The 22,727-nt window shown below is 68.1% G+C and carries 17 protein-coding genes; 8 read left to right on the top strand and 9 right to left on the bottom strand.

The genetic code is table 11. The annotated features are described in order from the left end of the window. The 5 genes from sucB to ACYQ8K_RS24065 form a co-directional block, all read left to right on the top strand. Positions 1–768: 2-oxoglutarate dehydrogenase, E2 component, dihydrolipoamide succinyltransferase (sucB, locus tag ACYQ8K_RS24085; protein WP_459972955.1), on the top strand; the 768-nt coding region annotated here is incomplete at its 5' end. Positions 769–784: 16 nt separating this feature from the next. Continuing rightward, on the top strand, positions 785–1,708 hold the full coding sequence (locus ACYQ8K_RS24080) for a TIGR01777 family oxidoreductase (RefSeq protein WP_459972953.1): 924 nt from the start codon (positions 785–787) through the stop codon (positions 1,706–1,708). Between the two features lie 112 nt (positions 1,709–1,820). After that, entirely contained in the window at positions 1,821–2,519 is a 699-nt protein-coding gene (lipB, locus tag ACYQ8K_RS24075; protein WP_459972951.1) for a lipoyl(octanoyl) transferase LipB, read from the top strand. Continuing rightward, complete coding sequence (gene lipA, locus ACYQ8K_RS24070; protein WP_459972949.1) at positions 2,516–3,439, top strand: lipoyl synthase; 924 nt, start codon at positions 2,516–2,518, stop codon at positions 3,437–3,439. The genes lipB and lipA overlap by 4 nt, the downstream gene beginning before the upstream one ends. 57 nt (positions 3,440–3,496) lie before the next feature. Next, positions 3,497–4,249, top strand: coding sequence for a DUF4191 domain-containing protein (locus ACYQ8K_RS24065; protein WP_459972948.1), 753 nt, complete (start codon positions 3,497–3,499; stop codon positions 4,247–4,249). A gap of 74 nt (positions 4,250–4,323) precedes the next feature. On the opposite strand, the gene ACYQ8K_RS24060 is transcribed toward ACYQ8K_RS24065, so the two are convergent. Beyond that, a complete protein-coding gene (locus ACYQ8K_RS24060; RefSeq protein WP_459972946.1) occupies positions 4,324–4,746 on the bottom strand; it encodes an RDD family protein in 423 nt (140 codons plus the stop codon). 244 nt (positions 4,747–4,990) lie between these two features. Between ACYQ8K_RS24060 and glnA (ACYQ8K_RS24055) the strand changes: the two genes are divergently transcribed. The 3 genes from glnA (ACYQ8K_RS24055) (at position 4,991) to ACYQ8K_RS24045 (ending at position 11,269) form a co-directional block, all read left to right on the top strand. Continuing rightward, positions 4,991–6,427: a type I glutamate--ammonia ligase gene (gene glnA / locus ACYQ8K_RS24055; RefSeq protein WP_459972944.1), complete on the top strand. Its 1,437-nt coding sequence runs from the start codon at positions 4,991–4,993 to the stop codon at positions 6,425–6,427. Positions 6,428–6,685: 258 nt separating this feature from the next. Then, positions 6,686–9,769, top strand: a complete 3,084-nt coding sequence (locus ACYQ8K_RS24050) for an ATP-binding protein (protein ID WP_459972942.1) — start codon at positions 6,686–6,688, stop codon at positions 9,767–9,769. A gap of 486 nt (positions 9,770–10,255) precedes the next feature. Then, a complete protein-coding gene (locus tag ACYQ8K_RS24045; RefSeq protein WP_459972941.1) occupies positions 10,256–11,269 on the top strand; it encodes a zinc-dependent alcohol dehydrogenase family protein in 1,014 nt (337 codons plus the stop codon). 69 nt (positions 11,270–11,338) lie between these two features. On the opposite strand, the gene ACYQ8K_RS24040 is transcribed toward ACYQ8K_RS24045, so the two are convergent. The 8 genes from ACYQ8K_RS24040 to ACYQ8K_RS24005 form a co-directional block, all read right to left on the bottom strand. After that, on the bottom strand, positions 11,339–11,830 hold the full coding sequence (locus tag ACYQ8K_RS24040) for a hypothetical protein (RefSeq protein ID WP_459972939.1): 492 nt from the start codon (positions 11,828–11,830) through the stop codon (positions 11,339–11,341). A 107-nt stretch (positions 11,831–11,937) separates the two neighbouring features. Next, positions 11,938–12,798, bottom strand: coding sequence for a TIGR03619 family F420-dependent LLM class oxidoreductase (locus ACYQ8K_RS24035; protein WP_459972937.1), 861 nt, complete (start codon positions 12,796–12,798; stop codon positions 11,938–11,940). Beyond that, a complete protein-coding gene (locus ACYQ8K_RS24030) occupies positions 12,795–13,439 on the bottom strand; it encodes a PaaI family thioesterase (protein ID WP_459972935.1) in 645 nt (214 codons plus the stop codon). The genes ACYQ8K_RS24035 and ACYQ8K_RS24030 overlap by 4 nt, the downstream gene beginning before the upstream one ends. Continuing rightward, positions 13,436–16,426 (bottom strand): bifunctional [glutamine synthetase] adenylyltransferase/[glutamine synthetase]-adenylyl-L-tyrosine phosphorylase, encoded by a 2,991-nt coding sequence (locus tag ACYQ8K_RS24025; RefSeq protein ID WP_459972934.1) that lies wholly within the window; start codon positions 16,424–16,426, stop codon positions 13,436–13,438. Before ACYQ8K_RS24025 ends, ACYQ8K_RS24030 begins: the two co-directional genes overlap by 4 nt. Before the next feature lie 50 nt (positions 16,427–16,476). Continuing rightward, positions 16,477–17,817 carry a type I glutamate--ammonia ligase gene (gene glnA / locus ACYQ8K_RS24020; RefSeq protein WP_459972932.1) on the bottom strand — a complete coding sequence of 447 codons (1,341 nt, stop codon included), beginning with the start codon at positions 17,815–17,817 and terminating at the stop codon, positions 16,477–16,479. A gap of 81 nt (positions 17,818–17,898) precedes the next feature. Then, a complete protein-coding gene (locus ACYQ8K_RS24015) occupies positions 17,899–19,467 on the bottom strand; it encodes an alpha/beta hydrolase (protein ID WP_459972930.1) in 1,569 nt (522 codons plus the stop codon). A 137-nt stretch (positions 19,468–19,604) separates the two neighbouring features. After that, complete coding sequence (locus tag ACYQ8K_RS24010) at positions 19,605–21,161, bottom strand: alpha/beta hydrolase (protein WP_459972928.1); 1,557 nt, start codon at positions 21,159–21,161, stop codon at positions 19,605–19,607. A gap of 58 nt (positions 21,162–21,219) precedes the next feature. Next, complete coding sequence (locus ACYQ8K_RS24005; protein WP_459972926.1) at positions 21,220–22,611, bottom strand: WS/DGAT/MGAT family O-acyltransferase; 1,392 nt, start codon at positions 22,609–22,611, stop codon at positions 21,220–21,222. Positions 22,612–22,727 lie beyond the last annotated feature (116 nt).

Here is a 22,727-nt window from a genome sequence, read left to right as displayed (position 1 = left end):
CCCAAGGCCGCCGCGGCGCCCACCCCGGCGCCCCCGCTGGCCCACTTGCGGGGCACCACCCAGAAGGCCAGCCGGATCCGGCAGATCACCGCGAACAAGACCCGCGAATCCCTGCAGGCCACAGCCCAGCTCACCCAGACGCACGAGGTCGACATGACCCGGCTGGTCGGGTTGCGGGCCAAGGCCAAGGCGGCGTTCGCCGAGCGCGAGGGGGTGAACCTGACCTTCCTGCCGTTCATCGCCCGCGCGGTGATCGACGCGCTGAAGATCCACCCCAACGTCAACGCGAGCTACAACGAGGACACCAAGGAGATCACCTACTACGACGCCGAGCACCTCGGCTTCGCGGTCGACACCGAGCAGGGCCTGCTCTCCCCTGTCGTGCACAACGCGGGCGACCTGTCCCTGGCCGGGTTGGCCAGGGCGATCGCCGACATCGCCGCGCGCGCCCGGTCGGGCAACCTGAAACCCGACGAGCTGTCCGGTGGCACCTTCACGATCACCAACATCGGCAGCCAGGGCGCGCTGTTCGACACCCCGATCCTGGTTCCGCCGCAGGCCGCCATGCTGGGCACCGGCGCGATCGTCAAGCGGCCGCGGGTGATCGTTGACGAGTTCGGTAACGAATCGATCGGCGTCCGCTCGATCTGCTACCTCCCGCTGACCTACGACCACCGGCTGATCGACGGCGCGGACGCCGGCCGCTTCCTGACCACCATCAAGCACCGGCTGGAAGAGGGAGCCTTCGAGGCCGACCTCGGCCTGTAAAGAAGGGCAAGCGAACGTGGCTCGCGCTGGTCAGAACGCCGTCATCGCCATTGCGGGTTCGTCCGGCCTGATCGGCTCCGCCCTGGCCGCGGCGCTGCGCGCCGCCGACCACCGGGTGCTGCGCATCGTGCGCCGCGCCCCGGCGAACGCCGACGAGCTGCACTGGAATCCCGAGACCGGCGATCTGGATCCCGACACGCTCGTCGGCGTCGACGCCGTCGTCAACCTGTGCGGCGTCAACATCGGCAAGCGGCGGTGGTCGGGCGCCTTCAAGCAGAGCCTGCGCGACAGCCGCATCGCCCCCACCGAGGTGCTGGCGCACGCCGTCGCCGACGCAGGGGTGGCAACCCTGGTCAACGCCAGCGCGGTGGGCTTCTACGGCAACACCAAGGACCGGGTGGTCGACGAAAATGACCGTGCGGGAACGGGTTTCCTGGCCCGGCTGTGCGAAGACTGGGAGGCGGCCACGCTGCCGGCCCAGTACGGCGGCGCCCGGGTGGTGCTGGCCCGCACCGGGCTGGTGTTCTCCCCCGCCGGCGGCGCGCTGGGCCGGTTGCGGCCATTGTTCCGCACCGGCCTCGGGGCCCGGCTGGGCGGCGGGCGGCAATACATGTCGTGGATCACACTGGAAGACGAAGTGCGCGCGCTGATGTTCGCGATTTTCGACGCGGAGCTGTCCGGCCCGGTGAACATGACCGGGCCCGCGCCGGTCACCAACGCCGAATTCACCACCGCCTTCGGGCGGGCGGTCAACCGCCCCACGCCCTTGATGGTGCCCGGTTTCGCCATCCGGGCGGCGCTGGGCGAGTTCGCCGACGAGGGGCTGCTGATGGGGCAGCGCGCCATCCCGGCCGCGCTCGAGCGCGGTGGTTTCGTCTTCCACCACAACACCATTGGCGAGGCGCTCGCCTACGCCACGGCCCGACGCGACCACGACTAGTGGCGCCGAGCTGGGGGCACCTCCCGCTTGCGGGGGACACGCCAGAGTGACGCGCACCGCACCGATCGCCCGGGCTGTGCCCCGCGGGGCGGGGCCGAGTACCGTCGCGGACGTGATCGATTCCATCCGGTCCAGCCAGGCCCTGATCGACGTCCGCCAACTCGGCATCGTCGACTACCGCGTGGCCTGGCAGCAGCAACGCGATCTGGCCGACGCCCGGGTGGCCGGTGGCAGCGACACGCTGCTGCTGCTGGAGCACCCCGCGGTCTACACGGCGGGGCGGCGCACCGAACCGCACGAACGGCCGGTGGACGGCACGCCCGTCGTCGACACCGACCGCGGCGGCAAGATCACCTGGCACGGTCCCGGCCAGTTGGTCGGGTATCCGATCATCGGCCTGGCCGAACCACTCGACGTGGTCAACTACGTACGGCGCCTGGAAGAGGCGCTGATCAAGGTCTGCGCCGACCTGGGCGTGGACGCGGTCCGGGTGCCGGGCCGGTCCGGGGTGTGGGTGCCGGGCGGCGAGGGCCGGCCCGACCGCAAGGTCGCCGCGATCGGCGTCCGGGTGTCGCGGGCGACCACCCTGCACGGGTTCGCCCTCAACTGCGACTGCGACCTGGACGCCTTCAGCGCGATCGTGCCGTGCGGCATCAGCGACGCCGGGGTGACGTCGCTGTCGGCCGAACTGCTCCGCCCGGTGTCGGTCGAGGACGTCCAGACGGCCGTCGGCGACGCGGTCTGCGACGCCCTGGACGGCGTGCTGCCGGTCCGTGATCACGACGCCGCCCGCGTAGCATCAGCGATGTGACTGTCGCACCCGAGGGACGCAAGCTGCTGCGCCTGGAAGTGCGCAACGCCGAGACCCCGATCGAGCGCAAACCGCCGTGGATCAGGGTGCGGGCCCGGATGGGCCCGGAGTACACGCAGCTCAAGAGTTTGGTCCGGCGCGAGGGGCTGCACACGGTCTGCGAGGAGGCCGGCTGCCCCAACATCTTCGAATGCTGGGAGGACCGCGAGGCCACCTTCCTGATCGGCGGCGACCAGTGCACCCGCCGCTGCGACTTCTGCCAGATCGACACCGGGAAGCCCGCCGAACTGGATCGCGACGAGCCCCGGCGGGTCGCCGACAGCGTGCGCACGATGGGGCTGCGCTACGCCACGGTCACCGGGGTGGCCCGCGACGACCTGCCCGACGGCGGCGCCTGGCTGTACGCCGAGACGGTGCGCGCCATCAAGGAACTCAACCCGTCGACCGGCGTCGAGCTGTTGATCCCCGACTTCAACGGCGAGCCCAGCCGGCTGGCCGAGGTGTTCGGGTCGCGCCCGGAAGTGTTGGCGCACAACGTCGAAACCGTCCCGCGCATCTTCAAGCGGATCCGGCCCGCCTTCACCTACCAGCGCAGCCTGGACGTGCTGACCGCGGCGCGCAACGTCGGGCTGGTCACCAAGAGCAACCTCATCCTCGGCATGGGCGAGACCCCCGACGAGGTGCGCACCGCCCTGGCCGACCTGCGCCACGCCGGCTGCGACATCATCACCATCACCCAGTACCTGCGCCCGTCGGCGCGTCATCACCCCGTGGAGCGCTGGGTGAAGCCGGAGGAATTCGTCGAGTTCGCGCAGCACGCCGAACGGTTGGGCTTCGCCGGGGTGCTGGCCGGACCGCTGGTGCGCTCGTCCTATCGCGCGGGCCGGCTCTACGAGCAGGCCGCTCGCAGCCGCGCCTGACGACGCCGCGGCACGGTGGCGGCGTCTGCCGGTCGCGACCCTACGTATTCTTTGACTATGGCTAAACCCCGCACCGCCGCTGAGAACAAGGCCGCCCGAGCGCAGGCGCAGGCCGCCCGCAAGGCCGCCGCGCGGGAGCGGCGCACCCAGCTGTGGCAGGCGTTCAACATTCAGCGCCAGGAGGACAAGCGCCTCCTGCCGTACATGATCGGCGCCTTCGTGCTGATCGTGGGCGTCTCGGTGGGGGTGGGTATCTGGGCCGGCGGGCTGACGATGATCACCCTGATCCCGCTCGGGGTGGTGCTGGGCGGGCTGGTCGCCTTCATCGTGTTCGGTCGCCGCGCCCAGAAGTCGGTGTACCGCAAGGCCGAAGGCCAAACCGGCGCCGCCGCATGGGCTTTGGACAACCTGCGGGGCAAGTGGCGGGTGACCCCTGGGGTGGCGGCCACCGGCCACTTCGACGCCGTGCACCGGGTGATCGGACGGCCCGGCGTCATCCTGGTCGGCGAGGGGGCGTCGAACCGGGTACGCCCGCTGCTGGCGCAGGAGAAGAAGCGCACCGCGCGGCTGATCGGGGACGTGCCGATCTACGACATCATCGTCGGCAATGGCGAGGACGAGGTGTCGCTGGCCAAGCTGGAGCGCCACCTGACCAAGCTGCCGGCCAACATCACCGTCAAGCAGATGGACACCCTGGAGTCGCGGCTGGCCGCGCTGGGGTCGCGGGCCGGGGCCGCCGTCATGCCCAAAGGCCCGCTGCCCAACTCGGGCAAGATGCGCGGCGTGCAGCGCACCGTGCGCCGCAAGTAGAGGGTCGCCGCCATCGAGTCAGCGGCGATCGCAAGCGCGGCGAAAGCCGGGCGCTGCGGGTCGCCGCCATCAAGTCAGCGGCGCACCACGGCCGTCGCGGTCAGCCGATCCTGCATGCCGCGGCCGTCCCAGTCGGTGAACAACGCCGGCACCACCGTCCCGACCAGCACGCCGCGCACCACCGCCCGGCCCAGGCCGACGGATCCGCGGCCGTCCACCGTGACCACCTGCAGGCGCAGCGCCAGCTGGCCGGGGGTGAACCCGAACAATCGCAAAAACAGCACGCCCAGCACGAACCAGATCACCAGGACCGCGGTGGAAAGCGCCGGCTGGGACAACCAGCCGAAGCGCATGGCCAGCGCGGCCAGACCGTACGAGATCAGCCAGTCGATCATCAGCGCGCCCAGCCTGCGGCCCATCGGCGCCAGCGATCCCGGCCCGCTCTGTGGAAATCCGAGCTGCTCCCCCGGGTATGCGGATCGGGATTCCGCCATCATCGGCGCGGACCGCGGTCCGAATAGCCGGCCGGCACGGCCCGGCGAGGAGGGCAGGCGGTGCGCCCGGCCACCGGAAAAGATACGATCTTGCGATCCATGGCCCCACAATAGAACCCGCCGCCGACGCGGCCACTTTTAGCGTGTGGCATGGTCACGTAACGTGCGCGCAACATCGGGTTGACTGACGGGCAACATCTGCTCCATAGCGTCAGGCCGCGGATCTCACCAAGTAAAGGAGCATTCTGTGACGGAAACGACGCCCGACGACGTCTTCAAACTCGCCAAGGACGCAAACGTCGAATTTGTCGACGTCCGGTTCTGTGACCTGCCCGGCATCATGCAGCATTTCACAATTCCGATTTCGTTCTTCGACGAGAGTGTTTTTGAAGACGGCCTCGCCTTCGACGGCTCGTCGATTCGCGGATTCCAGTCCATTCACGAATCCGACATGCTGCTCCTCCCCGATCCCGCGACCGCGCAGATCGACCTGTTCCGCGAAGCCAAGACGCTGAACCTCAACTTCTTCGTGCACGACCCGTTCACCCTCGAGCCGTACTCGCGCGACCCGCGCAACATCGCCCGCAAGGCCGAGAACTACCTGATCAGCACCGGCGTGGCCGACACCGCCTACTTCGGCGCCGAGGCCGAGTTCTACATCTTCGACTCGGTCAGCTTCGACTCGCGCACCAACGGCTCGTTCTACGAGATCGATGCGATCTCGGGCTGGTGGAACACCGGCTCGCCCAACGAGCTCGACGGCAGCCCCAACCGCGGCTACAAGGTGCGTCCCAAGGGTGGTTACTTCCCCGTCGCCCCCGTCGACCACTACGTCGACCTGCGCGACAAGATGCTGTCCAACCTGATCACGGCCGGCTTCAGCCTGGAGAAGGGCCACCACGAGGTGGGCACCGGCGGCCAGGCCGAGATCAACTACAAGTTCAACACGCTGCTGCACGCGGCCGACGACATGATGCTGTACAAGTACATCGTCAAGAACACGGCCTGGCAGAACGGCAAGACCGTCACGTTCATGCCCAAGCCGCTGTTCGGTGACAACGGCTCCGGCATGCACACCCACCAGTCGCTGTGGAAGGACGGCAGCCCGTTGATGTACGACGAGACCGGCTACGCCGGCCTGTCGGACACCGCCCGCCACTACATCGGCGGCCTGCTGCACCACGCGCCGTCGCTGCTGGCGTTCACGAACCCCACGGTGAACTCCTACAAGCGGCTGGTGCCCGGCTACGAGGCCCCGATCAACCTGGTCTACAGCCAGCGCAACCGATCGGCGTGTGTCCGCATCCCGATCACCGGTACCAACCCGAAGGCCAAGCGGCTCGAGTTCCGTTGCCCCGACTCGTCGGGCAACCCGTACCTGGCGTTCTCGGCCATGCTGATGGCCGGCCTGGACGGCATCAAGAACAAGATCGAGCCGCAGGCGCCGGTCGACAAGGACCTCTACGAGCTTCCGCCCGAGGAGGCTGCCAACATCCCGCAGGCGCCCACGCAGCTGTCCGCGGTGATCGACCGGCTGGAAGAAGACCACGAATACCTCACCGAGGGCGGCGTTTTCACGCCCGACCTGATCGAGACGTGGATCAACTTCAAGCGCGAGAACGAGATCCTGCCGGTCCAGATCCGGCCGCACCCTTACGAATTCGCGCTGTACTACGACGTATAGGCCGGCTAGACGAAACCACCCGCGCGGAGAATGCCGTGCGGGTGGTTTCGTTTTGCGGACGTTGAGGCCGCCCGTTTCATTCGACTGCCGTGACAATGGCGCCGCGATATCGCGGACACCGTCGACCAGCGGTGAAACGATATCGACGTGGGTGACGGGATTCGCGGCGCGCGACAGGCGGGGCCGTGTCAGTCGTGCGGAACCGTGCTGTCGCCGAGCTCCAAGTTCTGTCACGAGTGCGGTAGGCCGGTCATACAGGTGGACCGATCGGCTGAGTACAAGCAAGTAACGGTGTTGTTCGCCGACGTGGTTCATTCGATGGATATTGCCGCGGCCGTGGGCGCGGAGCGCCTGCGCGAAATCATGGCTGAACTGGTCGACCTGGCTTCCGCGGTCGTCCAGCGTTACGGCGGCACGCTGGACAAGTTCACCGGTGACGGGATCATGGCGCTGTTCGGCGCGCCGGCGGCATTGGAGGATCACGCCGTACGCGCATGCCTTGCGGCGCTCGGCATCCAGCAGGCGGTGAGCCGGCTTGCCGGCATCGTCCGCGAGCAGGACGCTGTCGAGTTGCAATTGCGGGTGGGACTGAACTCGGGTCAGGTGATCGCTGGCGAGATCGGTTCGACCGCTTTGGGTTACACCGCCATCGGAGACCAGGTGGGCATGGCGCAGCGGATGGAGTCCGTGGCGCCGCCGAACGGGGTGATGCTCAGCGCATCCACCGCGCGGTTGGTCGAACGTACCGCGGTCCTCGGCGAGCCGGAGCTGGTCCATATCAAGGGCAACGATCAGCCGATCCAGGCCCATCGATTGGTCGCCGTGCCGGCCCGTGATGCCCCGGTCACCGGCACGGCATCGAGTCTTGTCGGCCGGCATTGGGAAATCGCCGCTGCCGAAGGTTTACTGGCTCGGGCCGCCGACGGGCATGGCGGGGTGCTCACGGTGGCCGGCCCCGCGGGAATCGGCAAGAGCCGACTGGTGCAGGAGATCACCGCGCCGGCCAGAACAGGCGGAGTTGACGTGATGCGGGCTTACTGCGAATCACACACCAGCGAGGTCTCGTTCCAGGTGGTGTCGCGGCTACTGCGGTCGGTGACAGGCATCCGGGACCTCGACGACAGCGCGGCCCGTACACAAATCCGTTCGCAACTTCCCGCCGCCGACGAGCAGGACATGCTGCTCTTGGACGACCTGCTCGGTATCGCCGATCCCGACGAGACCATGCCCAGCATCGATCCCGATGCCCGACGCCGACGGTTGACCGCACTCATACGCGCCATCGTGTTGTCTCGTCGGACACCAACGATCTACGTCATCGAGGACGTGCACTGGATCGATGACGCCAGTGAATCCATGCTGGCCGACTTGCTCGCGGTGATCCCCGAAACCGCCTCGCTGGCGCTTGTCACCTACCGCCCCGAATACCGCGGCGCCTTGACCCACATCGACGGCGCCCAGGTCTTTGCTCTTGCGCCGCTGAGTGATTCCGAGACCTCCGCGTTGGTAGCCGAGCTACTCGGGCACGACGAGTCAGTTTCCGATGTCGGCACCTTGATCACCGAAAATGTCTCTGGCAATCCGTTTTTCGTCGAGGAGATGGTGCGAGACCTGGCAGAACGCGGTGTGCTCGACGGCAGCCGAGGAAGCTACCGGTGCACCAGGAATGTGGCCGATGTTCGGGTGCCGGCGACCTTGCAGGCCACTCTGGCCTCGCGCATCGATCGCCTTGCGCCCCAAGCGAAGAGGACCCTGAACGCCGCGGCGGTGATCGGCTCGCGGACCGACGCGGCCTTGTTGGTCAGCCTGGTCGACAACCCCGAGGTGAATGCCCTGATCGAGGCGGAGCTGATCGAGCAGGTGACGACCGGTGCGCGCACTCAATACGCATTTCGGCACCCGCTGATACGCGCGGTCGCCTACGAGTCGCAGCTGAAGTCCGACCGAGCCGAGCTGCATCGCCGCTTGGCCACGGTGTTGGAGAAGCACGATCCCGAATCCGCTGACGACAGTGCGGCGTTGATCGCCGAGCACCGGGAAGCCGCCGGCGACCTGTCCGCCGCGTACGGATGGCGTATGCGGGCCGGCGCTTGGCTGATGGGGCGTGACGTCGCTGCGGCGCGGCGTAACTGGGAACGCGCTCGCCAGGTAGCCGACATGCTCCCATCCGATCTTCCCGACCGCGCAGCGTTGCGCGGTTATCCCCGAGCGATGTTGTGCCAGACCGCATGGCGAGAGGGCAGCGGCGTCGACGAGACCACATTCGACGAATTGCGAACGCTGTGCGCCGCATCCGGTAACCGAGCCTCGCTGGCCGCCGGCCTATCGGGAGCCACGTTGTCGTTGACGATGGCCAACCGCCACAACGAGTCCGCACGGTTGGCGTCTGAACTGATCGCCCTGTTCGATTCGGTCGACGATCCGATGAACCTATTCGTGGTGATGTCGGCACCGATGTTCGCCAAGTTGCATGCCGGTGAGGTGGGCGAAGCGCTCCGCGTGGCCCAGGCTGTGACCGATCTGCTGGCCGACGATGCCTCCAAGGGCAACATTGCGCGGTGGGGATTGGGCTCTCCCCTGGCGGTCGCGTTGCTCTACCGCGCTCTGGCCCGGGCGTGTCTCGGCGATCGCTCGTGGCGCGCGGATCTGAGACGCGCCATCGCGATACAGCGAGAGCTTGCCGATGCGGCAATCGTCATCGTGATCACCTACGGCTACTCCGTTTCCATCACCAACGGCCTGCTGGTGCCGGATGCCGCATCGCGAGCCGAGACCGACGATGTGCTCCGCTATGCCGAAAAGTCCGGCGATGCAGTGGCATTGGCGCTCGCTCAGGTGGCTCACGGCCTGGTCCTGACGCGCACCACGCCAGCGGATCGCGGTGCCGGCGTAGCGCTGATCACCGAGGGTCGCGCGGCCCAACTGCGGCAGCGCAACCTGCTCGGCGTATCGATTGTCGACATCGAGAAGACACGCTTGAAAGCCGAAACCGGGGACCTGGACGACGCCATCGCACTTGGCCGCGCGACCGTTGATGAGCTGATCTCTTCCGGCGAAATGGTGTTACGCGGGGCCGCGATCGCCGCGCTCGTGACTGCGCTACTCATGAGGGGCGGCGACGGCGATGTCCGTGAGGCCGAAACGACGGTCGACCGCTTATCCGCTACGCCAACCGAATCCGGATTTGTCATGAATGACATCTGGGTGCAGCGGCTACGCGCCCTGCTCGCACAAGCGCACGGCGACGGTGCAGCCTATCGCGACTACCGGGACCACTACCGCGCGATGGCGGCATCGTATGGGTTCGAGGGGCACATGACATGGGGCCGAGCAATGCCATGATCTCAGCGCTCGCCGCAGCCGGCACGCTCCCACCCAGCTGTCCGCGGTGACCGGCAGCTGGAAGAAGCCACGAATACCGATTGCCACGCTGGCGGTTTCGTCGTACACGCCGTCGGGCGGTTCGTGTGCCGGCGGGACACACAACTCCTGGATGCGTAGATCATCGGGAATAGGACTACACGCAATTGGTTGTGGTGTGGGATGAAAGCGAACGCAACGCACGCACACTTGTGCGAACACCGACTAGCGTCGCCCCGGTTGCCGCCGCCTCCCTCTTCTCATGAATGTGGTGATCCGCCTATGTCATGCGCGACGGGCCCGCCGTCCTCACGCTCGACGCGGGCACGGTGACGGGCGCCGCCGGATCGCTGGGCGCGATCATGCACGCGTGGTAGCCGAATAAGGCGGCGCAGCCTCCGCCGCGCTGAACGCCCTGTACGGATCGATCTCGGATTCATCCAACCAACATTCGAAAGGACCATCGCCATGCGCGCGTACCGATTCGATTACCACGGCGGGCTGGACGGCCTGCAGGTGCACGACGAACCCGTCCCCTCTCCCCAACGAGGAGAACTCCTGCTGCGGATCAAAGCGGTCTCGCTGAACTACCGCGACATAGCAATCCCGTTGGGCCGCTACGTGCGCAAGGCCAAAGCCGGTTTGGTGCCGTGCAGCGACGCCGTTGCCGAAGTCGTCGAGATCGGTGAAGGTGTTGCCGACTACCGCCCCGGCGACCGGGTGGTGGCAACGTTTCAGCCTAGGTGGTTCGGTGGACCGCTTCCGGCGACCGCAGAGTCCGACAGTTACGGTAGCGGGCAGGACGGATGGCTCACCGAATACAAAGTGGTCTCGCAGGAATCGGTCGTCGGCGTGCCACCCGGCCTGTCCGACGAACACGCCGCCACGCTGCCCTGCGCCGGTGTGACCGCCTGGAATGCGCTAGGCGGTCCCGCACCGATCCGCGCCGGCCAAACCGTGTTGACTCTCGGTTCCGGCGGGGTATCGGTCTTCGCCGTGCAGCTGGCGAAACTTGCCGGGGCTCATGTCATCGCGACGACTTCAAGCACAGACAAGGCGCGGGTGTTGCAGTCGTTGGGCGCTGACGCGGTGATCAATTACCGCACCAACTCTCAATGGGGTCAACGGGTACGCGAACTAACCGAAGGCCGCGGCGTCGACCGCGTCGTCGAAGTTGGCGGTCCGGCCACCATCGAGCAGTCGTTGCGGGCGGTCGCCGTGGGCGGGGAAGTGACCCTGATCGGATTCCTGAGCGAGGATAATCCCGGGATCGACTATTTCTTGCTCAAGGGCAGTGACGCAATAACGCGGTCCATAACGGTCGGCGACCGCACTCATCTTCAAAGTCTCGTGCGGGCCGTCACCGCAACCGGGCTCACACCGGTCATCGACGAAATCTTCGAATTCTCAAATGCACGAGCGGCATTCGAGCGGCTGCGCGACGGAAAGCATCTCGGCAAGCTCGTCATCAGGGTCAACTGAGCCGGTTTGACGAAACCACCCGCGTGGAGATCGCCGCGCGGGTGGTTTCGCATTTTGCTGCCTCGGCTGTTATCCGCGGCGAGCGCAGTCCTTGTCCGTGGGCGCTGACGGCCACACGCAGGCGTCGATGTCGGTCGCGCCGCCGGAGCCCCCTCCAGTGAAGACGCCGAAAGCGTTGCCGTTTCTGGCGGTATACGTCGCCCCGCCGCCGCCCGGTCCAGCGCCGGCGCTGTCGACGATCAGCGTCCAGTTCATCCGCAACAGCGCGGCCTTGTAGGCGCCCATCACGTCGGTGGCAGAGCCGTTGACGAAGAAGTGCGAACGGATGCCGCCGTCGTGAATGGGATCGGGGCCGTCGGTTCTGTTCGTGGTCGCCGGCGTCGGGATCAGCGACCGCAGATACGCGACGGCGGCGGCGGTCGCGGCCTGCGACACGATGGTCGTGACGGTGTTGGTGGGGTTTGCCCGCGTGGTCATGGCCATGCCCGTATACGGCGAACCACCGCACGCCGCCGTCACCATTGCGACGGCGACGGCCGCGACGCACACAGTGGGGCGCATCTGGACTCCGTTCGGGGCAAGGTTCCCCGAAACATAGGCGATGGCGTGTCGCGCCAGCGCGCGTTCGCCTCGGGTTAGGTGCCGGGACGACCCGAATTAGGTGTCGACTAGCCGTCCAGCGCGAGGTCCTTGCGGAAACGCTGCATGCCGTCGATCTTGTCGTCCAGGCTGGCATCGGGCCCGGTGTAGAACATCCACGGCATGGTGATGATGCCGGTGACGCCGGCGTCCTCGACGCGCTGGTAGTCGGCGGTGGTGAACGCGTCGGTCAGCGGTGTCAGGATGGTGAAATCGTCCATGGTCAAACCGTTTTCGGCGCGCATCTGCCGCAGCCGGCCGACCGCCTCGATGGCCCGCTCGGACTTGATCAGATCGCCGATCCAGCCGTCGTTGCGGGCGGCGCGGCGCAGCGCGATGTCGCTGAGCCCACCGACGTACACGGGTATCGGTGGCGGAGTGGGTTGCATCTCCAGCCGCGGCGCGTGATAGAACTGGCCGTCGAACTCGGTCCAACCCGGCGACCACAGCGCCCGCATCAAATCGATGATTTCGTCGGTGCGCTTGCCGCGGGCCTCGAATTGCTCGCCCATCAGCGCGAATTCCTCGCGGCACCATCCCACGCCGATGCCCAGCTCCACCCGGCCGGACGCCAGAACCGCCGCGGTGCCAATGGCTTTGGCTGCCGAGTACGGGTTGCGCATGGCGGGGATGTAGACGGTGTTGACGAACCGCAACCGCGTGGTGACCTGAGCCAGCGCACCGACGAGCACCCAGGGATCGGGCCAGTCGGTGAAGGGCTGCCAGCGCCGTTCCCCGTCTTTGGTGTACGGGTACGGGGTGTCCAGGGTCTCCAGGTTGACGACGTGGTCGGGGATGCCGATCCCGTCGTAGCCGAGCTCGTCGGCCGCCTTGGCGAGCTCGATGATCTCGCGGGTGTTCAGGAAGGCGCTGCTGATGTAGAACTTCACCGCGCCTCCTGCGCCCAGGCCGGCTCGATGAAGACGCCGTCGGCCTCGACGGTGACGCCCGCGGCATCCGAAATGGTGCCGCGGGCAAAGACTTTGCGGCCCTCCTTGCCGTCGACCCACGCCTCGCAGCGGAGCGGGCCCAGCGGAGTGCCGCGCAGGTATTTCACGGTGATGGTGCCGGTGAAGCGCGCCTTGGACAGTCCCTCGCTGGCCGCCTCGCCGAGCATGTGGTCGAGCACCAGGGCGCTGACGCCGCCGTGCACCAGCTTGGGCGGACCCTCGTAGGCGGAGCCGAGGGTGAACTCGCTCCAGCAGCGGCCCTCGCCCTCGTGGTGCACGACGATCGGCGGGGCGATGGGGTTGCACACGCCGATCGCGGCGTTACCCAACGGCAGCGGACGGCCGTCGACGCGGTAGCTCACCCCGAGCGGTCGGGTGCGTTGCCGCAACGACGCGGTGACCGCCTCGATCGCCCGCTTCGCCTCGGCGACGACGTCGGCGTCGGCCTCGGTCCGGATGGTGGCGTCGACGAGCTCGCGGACCGTGTCGGCCAGCGGAGCGTACAGCGCGGTCACGCGATCGGCCTCCGCCGCGCTGAGCACCTCGAATATGGCGTCCAACGCGCCGGCCTCCTGACTCAACTTCCAAACACCTTGCGCACCACCGCTTTTGCTCGTCGCGTCACCCGAAGATAGTTGTCCAGGAATTCGCCGCCCTCGTCGGTCGGCCAGCCCGCGGCCACCGCGACGGCGTTGAGCTGACGCCCGGGCCCGGGCAGCTGGTCGGTGGGCTTGCCGCGGACCAGCACCAGCGCGTTGCGGGCCCGGGTGGCTGTCAGCCAGGCCTGCCGCAGCAGCTCCACCTCGTCGGCCGGCACCAGGTCGGCCGCGGCGATCGCGTCCAGGCACTGCAACGTCGAGGTGTTGTGCAGCGCGGGAATCTCGTGCGCGTGCCGCAGTTGCAGCAGCTGCACGGTCCATTCGACGTCGGCCAGGCCGCCACGGCCGAGCTTGGTGTGCGTGTTGGGGTCCGCCCCGCGCGGCAACCGCTCGGAGTCGACGCGGGCCTTGATCCGCCGGATCTCCTGCATCGCCTCGGCGGACACCCCGTCGGCCGGATACCGCGTCTTGTCGGCCATCAGCAGGAACCGCTGCCCCAGTTCCGCGTCGCCGGCGACCGAGTGTGCGCGCAGCAGCGCCTGGATCTCCCACGGCTGCGCCCACTGCTCGTAGTAGGCGGCGTAGGACGCGAGCGTGCGCACCAGCGGGCCGTTGCGGCCCTCGGGCCGCAGGTTGGCGTCGACCTCCAGCGGCGGGTCGACGCTGGGCGTGCCCAGCAACGCCCGAACCTGTTCGGCGACACCCGTCGCCCAGCGCACCGCCGCGGAATCCTCGACGCCGGGCGCGGGTTCGCAGACGAACATCACGTCGGCGTCGGAGCCGTAACCCAGCTCGGCGCCGCCCAGCCGGCCCATCCCGATGACCGCGATCGCGGCCGGCGCTTTCCCGGAGCCGTCGTCGGGCAGGTTGGCTCGGATCATCGCGTCGAGCGCGGCCTGCAGCACCGCCACCCACACCGAGGTCAGCGCCTCGCACACGTCGGTGACCTCGAGCATGCCGAGCAGGTCGGCGGACGCGATGCGGGCCAGCTCGCGCCGCCGCAGCGTGCGCGCCCCGGCGATCGCGCGCACCGGGTCGGAGTAGCGGCTGGCCGAGGCGACCAGCGCGCGGGCCACCGAGGCGGGGTCGGTGTCGAGCAGCCTGGGGCCGGACGGCCCGTCGCCGTAGTCCTGAATCACCCGCGGCGCGCGCATCAGCAGGTCCGGCACGTACGCCGACGTGCCCAGCACGTGCATCAGCCGGCGGGCCACGGCGGGCTTGTCCCGCAGCGTGGCCAGGTACCAGCTTTCCCCGGACAGCGCCTCGGACAGCCGCCGGTAGGCCAGCAATCCGCCGTCGGGGTCCGGCGCGTAGGACATCCAGTTCAGCAGTCTGGGCAGCAGCACCGACTGCACCCGGCCGCGCCGGCCGCTCAGGTTGACCAGCGCCGACATGTGCTTCAGCGCGGTCTGCGGGCCCTCGTAGCCCAGCGCCGCCAGCTGGCGCTCGGCGGCCTCGGAGGTCATGCCGCGGGAGATCTCCAGGCCCGGCGGGCCGATCGACTCCAGCAGCGGCTGATAGAAGAGCTTGGCGTGCAGCTGGGACACCCGCAGGTTCTGGTGCCGCAACTCCTCGCGCAACACCCCGGCCGCGTCATGGCGCCCGTCCGGCCGGATGTGGGCGGCCCGCGCCAGCCAGCGCACCGCCTCCTCGTCGTCGGCCTCGGGCAGCAGGTGGGTGCGCTTGAGCCGCTGCAACTGCAACCGGTGCTCGAGCAGGCGGAGGAACTCGTAGGAGGCGGTCAGGTTGGCGGCGTCCTCGCGGCCGATGTAGCCGCCCTGGCCCAGCGCGGCCAGCGCGTCCACCGTCGACGCCACGTGCAGCGAGTCGTCGCCGCGGCCATGCACCAACTGCAGGAGCTGCACGGCGAACTCCACGTCGCGCAGCCCGCCGCTGCCGAGCTTGATCTCGCGGCCGCGGACCTCGGCCGGCACCAGCTGCTCAACCCTGCGGCGCATCGCCTGCACCTCGACCACGAAATCCTCACGCTCGCAGGCGACCCAGACCATCGGCATCAGCGCGTCCAGGTAGCGCCGGCCGAGCTCCGCGTCGCCCACCGCCGCACGGGCTTTAAGCAGCGCCTGGAACTCCCAGGTCTTGGCCCAGCGCTGGTAGTAGGCGATGTGCGACTCGACGGTGCGGACCAGTTCCCCGCTGCGCCCCTCCGGCCGCAGCCCCGCATCGACCTGGAAGAAGGCTTCGGAGGCCAGCCGCATCATCTCGCTCGCCACCCGGGTGGTGACCGGGTTGGCCTGCTCGCCGACGAAGATGACGTCGACGTCGCTGACGTAGTTCAGTTCGCGGGCACCGCATTTGCCCATCGCGATGACCGCCAGCCGCGGCGGCGTGCGGTCGCCGCACACGCTGTTCTCGGCCACCCGCAGCGCGGCGGCCAGCGCGGCGTCCGCCAGGTCCGACAGGTGCGCCGCCACCACCGTGAAGGGGACCACCGGTTCGTCCTCGACCGTCGCGGCCAGATCCAGTGCGGCCAGCACCAGCAGCTGGTCGCGGTACAGCGTGCGAAGGCGCACCATCGCCGAACCCGGCGCCGCCAGCGCCTCGTCGACGCATTCGGTGAACCTGTCGCACAGCTGGTCGTGGGTGGGCAGTGTGACGTTGCCGCGCAAGAGTTTCCAGGACTGCGGCTGAGCGATCAGGTGATCGCCCAGTGCCAGCGACGAGCCGAGCACGCCGAACAGCCGGCCGCGCAGCGGACGTTCCGCCAGCAGGGCCGCGTTGAGCTCATCCCATCCCGATTCCGGGTTCTCCGACAGCCGGACCAAGGCGAGCAGCGCGGCGTCGGGATCCGCCGCGCGCGACAGCGACCAGAGCAGGTCGACGTGGGCCTGGTCGTCGTGGTCGTACCAACCCAGCTGCGCCATGCGTTCGGCCGCTTGCGGATCGACCAACCCGAGCCGGCCGACGCTGGGCAACCTGGGGCGCTGCGTCGCGGGTTTGGTCACGCCCACGACCGTAGCGCAAGCCGCAGGCGTTTAACCTGATCGGCGCCCGATCCGGGCTACAGCGACAGGTAGGTGCTCAGCTCGTACGGGGTGACGTGGCTGCGGTAGTTGGCCCACTCCGTCCGCTTGTTGCGCAGGAAGAAGTCAAAGACGTGCTCCCCCAACGTTTCCGCGACCAGTTCGGAGGACTCCATCGCGCGCAGCGCGCTGTCCAGGCTCGTCGGCAGCTCGCGGTAGCCCATCGCGATGCGTTCCTCGGCGGTCAGGTCCCACACGTTGTCCTCGGCTTGCGGCCCCAGCACGTAGCCCTTCTCCACCCCGCGCAGCCCGGCGGCCAGCAGCACCGCGAAGGCCAGGTACGGGTTGCACGCCGAGTCGGGGCTGCGGACCTCGACGCGCCGCGACGACGTCTTGTGCGGCGTGTACATGGGTACCCGCACCAGCGCGGACCGGTTGGCCGCACCCCACGACGCGGCGGTGGGCGCCTCGCCGCCGCCGACCAGCCGCTTGTAGGAGTTGACCCATTGGTTGGTGACGGCGCTGATCTCCGAGGCGTGCTCGAGGACCCCGGCGATGAAGGACTTGCCCACGTCGGAGAGCTGCAGCGGGTCGTCGGGGCTGTGGAACGCGTTGACGTCACCCTCGAAAAGGCTCATGTGGGTGTGCATCGCGGAGCCGGGGTGCTGCCCGAACGGCTTGGGCATGAAGGACGCGCGGGCGCCGTTCTCGATCGCGACCTCCTTGATGACGTAGCGGAACGTCATCACGTTGTCGGCCATCGACAGCGCGTCGGCGAAGCGCAGGTCGATCTCCTGCTGTCCGGGCGCGCCCTCGTGGTGGCTGAACTCCACCGAGATGCCCATGAATTCCAGGGCCTCGATCGCGTGGCGGCGAAAGTTGGAGGCCGAGTCGTGGACGGCCTGATCGAAGTAGCCGGCGTTGTCGACGGGAACTGGCGGCGTGCCGTCGTCGGCGCCCGGCTTGAGCAGGAAGAATTCGATCTCGGGGTGCACGTAGCAGGAGAAGCCCAGGTCGTTGGCCTTCTGCAGCTGGCGGCGCAGCACGTGCCGCGGGTCCGCCCAGGACGGCGATCCGTCCGGCATGGTGATGTCGCAGAACATCCGCGCCGAGTGGTGGTGGCCGTTGGCCGAGGCCCACGGCAGTACCTGGAAGGTGGACGGGTCGGGATTGGCCACCGTGTCGGATTCCGAGACCCGCGAGAAGCCCTCGATCGAGGAGCCGTCGAAGCCGATGCCCTCCTCGAAGGCGCCCTCGAGCTCGGCCGGGGCGATGGCGACCGACTTCAGGAAACCGAGCACATCGGTAAACCACAGCCGAACGAAGCGGATGTCTCGTTCCTCGAGGGTGCGGAGGACGAATTCCTTCTGTCGATCCATATCTCGAACAGTATGCAACTGCTGTTAATTCTGTGTTACCGATGCCCGCTCAGAACCATTGCGGCGCGTGGCGGACGCTGGTCAGGACTGGCAGCGGTAGGCGGCCGGCGGCGGCGTGCCGGCGACCAGATAGCGGACGACGGCGTTGTCCACGCACTGGTGGCCGTTGAACACCGCGGTGTGCTGCGTCCCGTCGTAGGTGATCAGCGGGCCGCCCAGCTGCCGGGCCAGGTTCACGCCGGCCTGATACGGCGTGGCCGGATCGTGCGTGGTGGAGACGACGACGACCTTGCCGGCGGCCATCGGCGGCGCGGCGTGCGGCGCCGACGTCGCGGGCACCGGCCACAGCGCGCACAAATCGCGGGGAGCGTTTCCGGTGAATTGCCCGTAGCTGAGGAACGGCGCGGCCTGACGGATGCGCTGATCGGCGCTCACCCAGCTGGCCTGGTCCGTCGGATTCGGCGCGTCGACGCAGCGGATCGCGTTGAACGCATCCTGATCGTTGGCGTAGTGCCCGTTCTTGTCGCGCCCGTCGTAGTCGTCGGCGAGCAACAGCAAGTCGCCGGCGTCGGTGCCGCGCGCCAGGCCGAGCAGCCCGCTGGTCAGGTATTTCCAGTGCGCCGGCGTGTAGAGCGCGTTGATGGTGCCGGTGGTCGCGTCGGCGTAGCTCAGGCCGCGCGGGTCCGCGGTGCGGCCCGGCCTGGTCGCCAGCGGGTCGACCAGCGCGTGGTAGCGGTTGACGAATTGGGTCGGGTCGGTGCCCAGCGGGCAGGCCGCCGAGCGGGCGCAGTCGGTGGCGTAGTCGTTGAAAGCGGTTTGAAATCCCGCCATCTGATTGACGTTCTCGTCGACGGGCCCGACGGTCGGGTCGATGGCGCCGTCGAGCACCATCGTGCGCACGTGGTTGCTGAACTTCTCCAGGTAGGCGGTGCCCAGCTCGGTGCCGTAGCTGTAGCCCAGGTAGTTGATCTGGTCGTCGCCCAGCGCCTGGCGGACGGCATCCATGTCGCGGGCGACCGAGGCGGTGCCGGTGTTGGCCAAAAACGCCGTGCCCATCCGGCTGACGCACTGCTGGGCCAGCTGGCGGTAGAGCTGCTCGATGTGCGCCACCCCGCCGGGGCTGTAGTCGACCATCGGCTCACGCCGGTAGGCGTCGAACTCCGCGTCGGTGCGGCAGCGCAGCGCAGGCGTCGAGTGACCGACTCCCCGGGGATCGAACCCGACCAGATCGAAGTTGCGCCGGACCGGAGAGTTTTCCAGGTTCGAGGACATCGCGGCCACCATGTCGACCGCCGAACCGCCGGGACCGCCGGGATTGACCAGAAGCGATCCGACCCGCTGTCCCGTCGCGGGTACCCGGATCACCGCCAGCTTGGCCTGCCCGCCGCCGGGGTTGTTGTAGTCGATCGGCACCGACACGGTGGTGCACTGCGCGGTGGGGATATCGCTTGTGTCCTCGACGAATTGGCCGCAGCTTCCCCAACCCTGCGGCACGGCGGCCGACGGCGGGTTCGGGCCCGGCGTCTGCCCGGCGCCGGGTTCGGGCGTGGCGAGGGCCGCGGGCGGCGCGACGACGCAGGGGCCACCGAGCAGCAGCCCGAATGAAAACAGCGCCGAGCTCAGGGATCTCAGACGCGACATGGCTGTCATCGTTGCAGCCGCGGGTACCCGTGACAGCGCGAAATGGTTACGCCTTGGTCTCGGCTGCCGCGTTCGCCGAGCGTGCAACCATGGCGAGAAATCGACGAAAGTTTCGCCGTGAGTGCATGTTCGGCGTCAGCGGGCGGCTAGCACTTGGCGCCGTCGGGCGGGATGGACCCGCTGACCAGATACGCCGTGATGTAGTTGTCGATGCAGCCGTCGCCCTGAAAGACCACGGTGTGCTGGGTGCCGTCGTAGGTGAGCAGCGAGCTGCGCAGCTCGTTGGCCAGATCCACGCCGGCCTTGTACGGGGTGGCCGGGTCGTGGGTCGTCGACACCACCACCGTGGGCGCCAGACCGGGCGCGGAAATGGTGTGCGGCTTGCTCGTTGGCGGCACCGGCCAGAATGCGCAGGTGCCCAGCGGGGCATTGCCGGTGAACTGCCCATAGCTCATGAACGGCGCGAGCTCGCGGGAGCGGCGGTCCTCGTCAACCACCTTGGAGCGGTCGGTGATCGGCGGCTGGTCCACGCAGTTGACCGCCACCCGCGCGTCGGTGGCGTTGGTGTAGTGGCCGTGCGAGTCGCGGCGCATGTACATGTCGGCCAGGGCGAGCAGGGTGTCGCCGTGGTGGTCGACGAGTTCGGACAGGCCGTCGGTCAGGTGATGCCACAGGTTCGGCGAATAGAGCGCCATGATGGTGCCGATGATCGCGTCGGAGTAGCCAAGTCCGCGTGGATCATTCGTCGGCACCGGATGGCCGACCATGGGGTTGTTCGGGTCGACCATCGGGTCGACCAGGCTGTGGTAGACCTCCACCGCCTTGGCCGGGTCGCTGCCCAGCGGGCAGGTCGGCTGCTTGGCGCAGTCGGCGGCGTAGTTGTTGAACGCGTCCTGGAATCCCTTGGCCTGACGCAGGTCGGCTTCGATCTGATCGGCGTTGGGGTCGACGGCGCCGTCGAGGATCATCGCCCGCACGTTGTGCGGGAAGGCCTCGGCGTACGCCGAGCCGATCCGGGTGCCGTAGGAGTAGCCGAGGTAGGTCAGCTTCTCATCACCGAGCGCCGCGCGGATGGCGTCGAGATCCCGTGCGACGTTGACGGTCCCGACGTTGGCCAGGAAGCCCTTGCCCATCTTGTCGATGCAGCGGCCGACGAACTGCTTGGTTTCGTCCTCCATGTGGGCCACGCCCGCCGGGCTGTAGTCGACGTTGGGCTCCGTGCGCAGCCGGTCGTTGTCGGCGTCGGAGTTGCACCAGACCGCCGGGCGCGACGCCCCGACCCCGCGCGGGTCGAAGCCGACGAGGTCGAATCGTTCGCGCACCTTCTTGGGCAACGACTGGACGACCCCGAGCGCCGCCTCGATGCCGGACTCCCCCGGCCCGCCGGGGTTGATCACCAGCGAGCCGATCTTGTCTCCGGTCGCGGGGAAACGAATCATGGCCAGCGTCGCCACGTCGCCGTCGAGATGGTCGTAGTCGACCGGGACGGCCAGTTTGCCGCACAGCGCGCCGGCCGGGAGTTTGACTTTCGGGTTCGCGGCCCGGCACGGCGTCCACTCCACCGCCTGGCCCAGCTTCGGCCCGGACATGACGGCGCGCCCGACCACGACGCGGACGCACCCCGCTGCAAGCAGCGCGACGGCAGCCATCGACGTCCAGATCAGCAGCGTGCGCGCGATCTTGGCGCGACGAGACAGGCCCATGCCAACCTATGCTGCCAGAGGAAACCTGAGATCCCGATTAGCGGCACCGCCGCCGGAGCTAGCGCGCGAGCGCGAGCAGCTCCTCCATCCCGACCGCAAACTCGTCGGCCATCTCCCACAAGTCAGGCAGCAGATCCGGGCAGCCGACGAGCCCGATGTCGAGTTTGCCCTGCAGCGACATCGCGGTGATGTTGAGTCCGGAGCCGTGAAATATCGGCCCCAACGGGTACATCGATTTCACCTCGCAGCCCAGCATGTACAGCGGAACCTGCGGTCCCGGAACGTTGGAGACCACCAAATTGTGCACGGGCATGCTGGCGGTGAATCGGGTTCTGGCGTAGATCCGCATCGCGATGCCGAAAACCGCCGGGGCGGCGAATTGTGACCAATCCTGCAGCAGTGACGCACCGATGGCTGAACTGTGTTCTTTGGCAACCGAATTCGCCCGGGCGATGGCTTTCAGCGGCTCCACCGGATCGGTGATCTGGGTGTGCAAACTGGAAAACATCGCCGACACTTGATTGCGGCCGGGACGGTCGGATTTGCCATGCACCGAAACGGGGACGGATGCCACCAGCGACGAATCCGGCAATTCATTTCGGTCCGTCAGGTATTGGCGAAGCACACCGGAAACCAATGCCATCACGACGTCGTTGACTTTGACGCCGAAATGGTTCTTCACCCCTTTGACGTCGTCGAGATCCAATTCGGCATAAGCGACGTTGCGGCGGTCACTGATCCTGGCGTTGAATACGGTTCCGGGCGCCGCGAACGGGCGGGCCATGGCGAGGCCCTCGCGCGCCCGTCGCACCGTGGCGAGCACCGACGAGACGGTGTCGGGCACCACGCTGGCCAGGTGCAGCGGCCGGGCCGCGAAGCGGACCAGCCCGCCGGCCGCGATCTGCCAGCCTTGCGCTCCCCCGACGCCCTCGGCCGGCTCCGGCGCGGGCGCGTCGGCTTCGGTCGCGCACAACTGCGACATCAGGTTGGCGCCCGTTACCCCGTCGACGCCGGCGTGGTGCACCTTGGTCATCACCGCCAGCCGCCCGTCCCGGTGGCAGTCCGTGCCGGCCACGCCTTCGATGACCCACATCTCCCAGAGCGGCCTGCCGCGGTCCAACGGCCGCTCGGCGATGTGGCCACAGATCTCGGAGAGCTCGGCCCGCCCGCCCGGCGCGGGCACCGCGATGCGGTGCAGGTGGCGATCGATGTCGAACCTCTGGTCGTCTACCCACACCGGGTGGTCGAGATTCAACGGACTGTTCGCGAGCTTCTCGCGGAACGCCGGGATCGCCTTGATGCGGAGCGCAAGCGCGTCGCGCAGCCGGTCGAAGCTGTAGCCGCCCGGCGCGGTCGACGTGTCGAGCTCGATGATCGAACACACATGCATGGGCTGTGACGAGGTCTCCAGGTACAGGAAGCTGGCGTCCAGTCCACTCAGCCGCTGCATGCGCGCATGGTATGTCTCACACCGTCGCGGCGATGCAACTGCGCAAAAGAAATGGCAGAATCGAGTAGTCCGACGAACCCGGGGACCACTAACGGCCACGAGGATCGAACCGACCA

The organism is Mycobacterium sp. MUNTM1, assembly GCF_054660795.1.
This window is presented reverse-complemented; position numbering and strand designations above follow the sequence as displayed.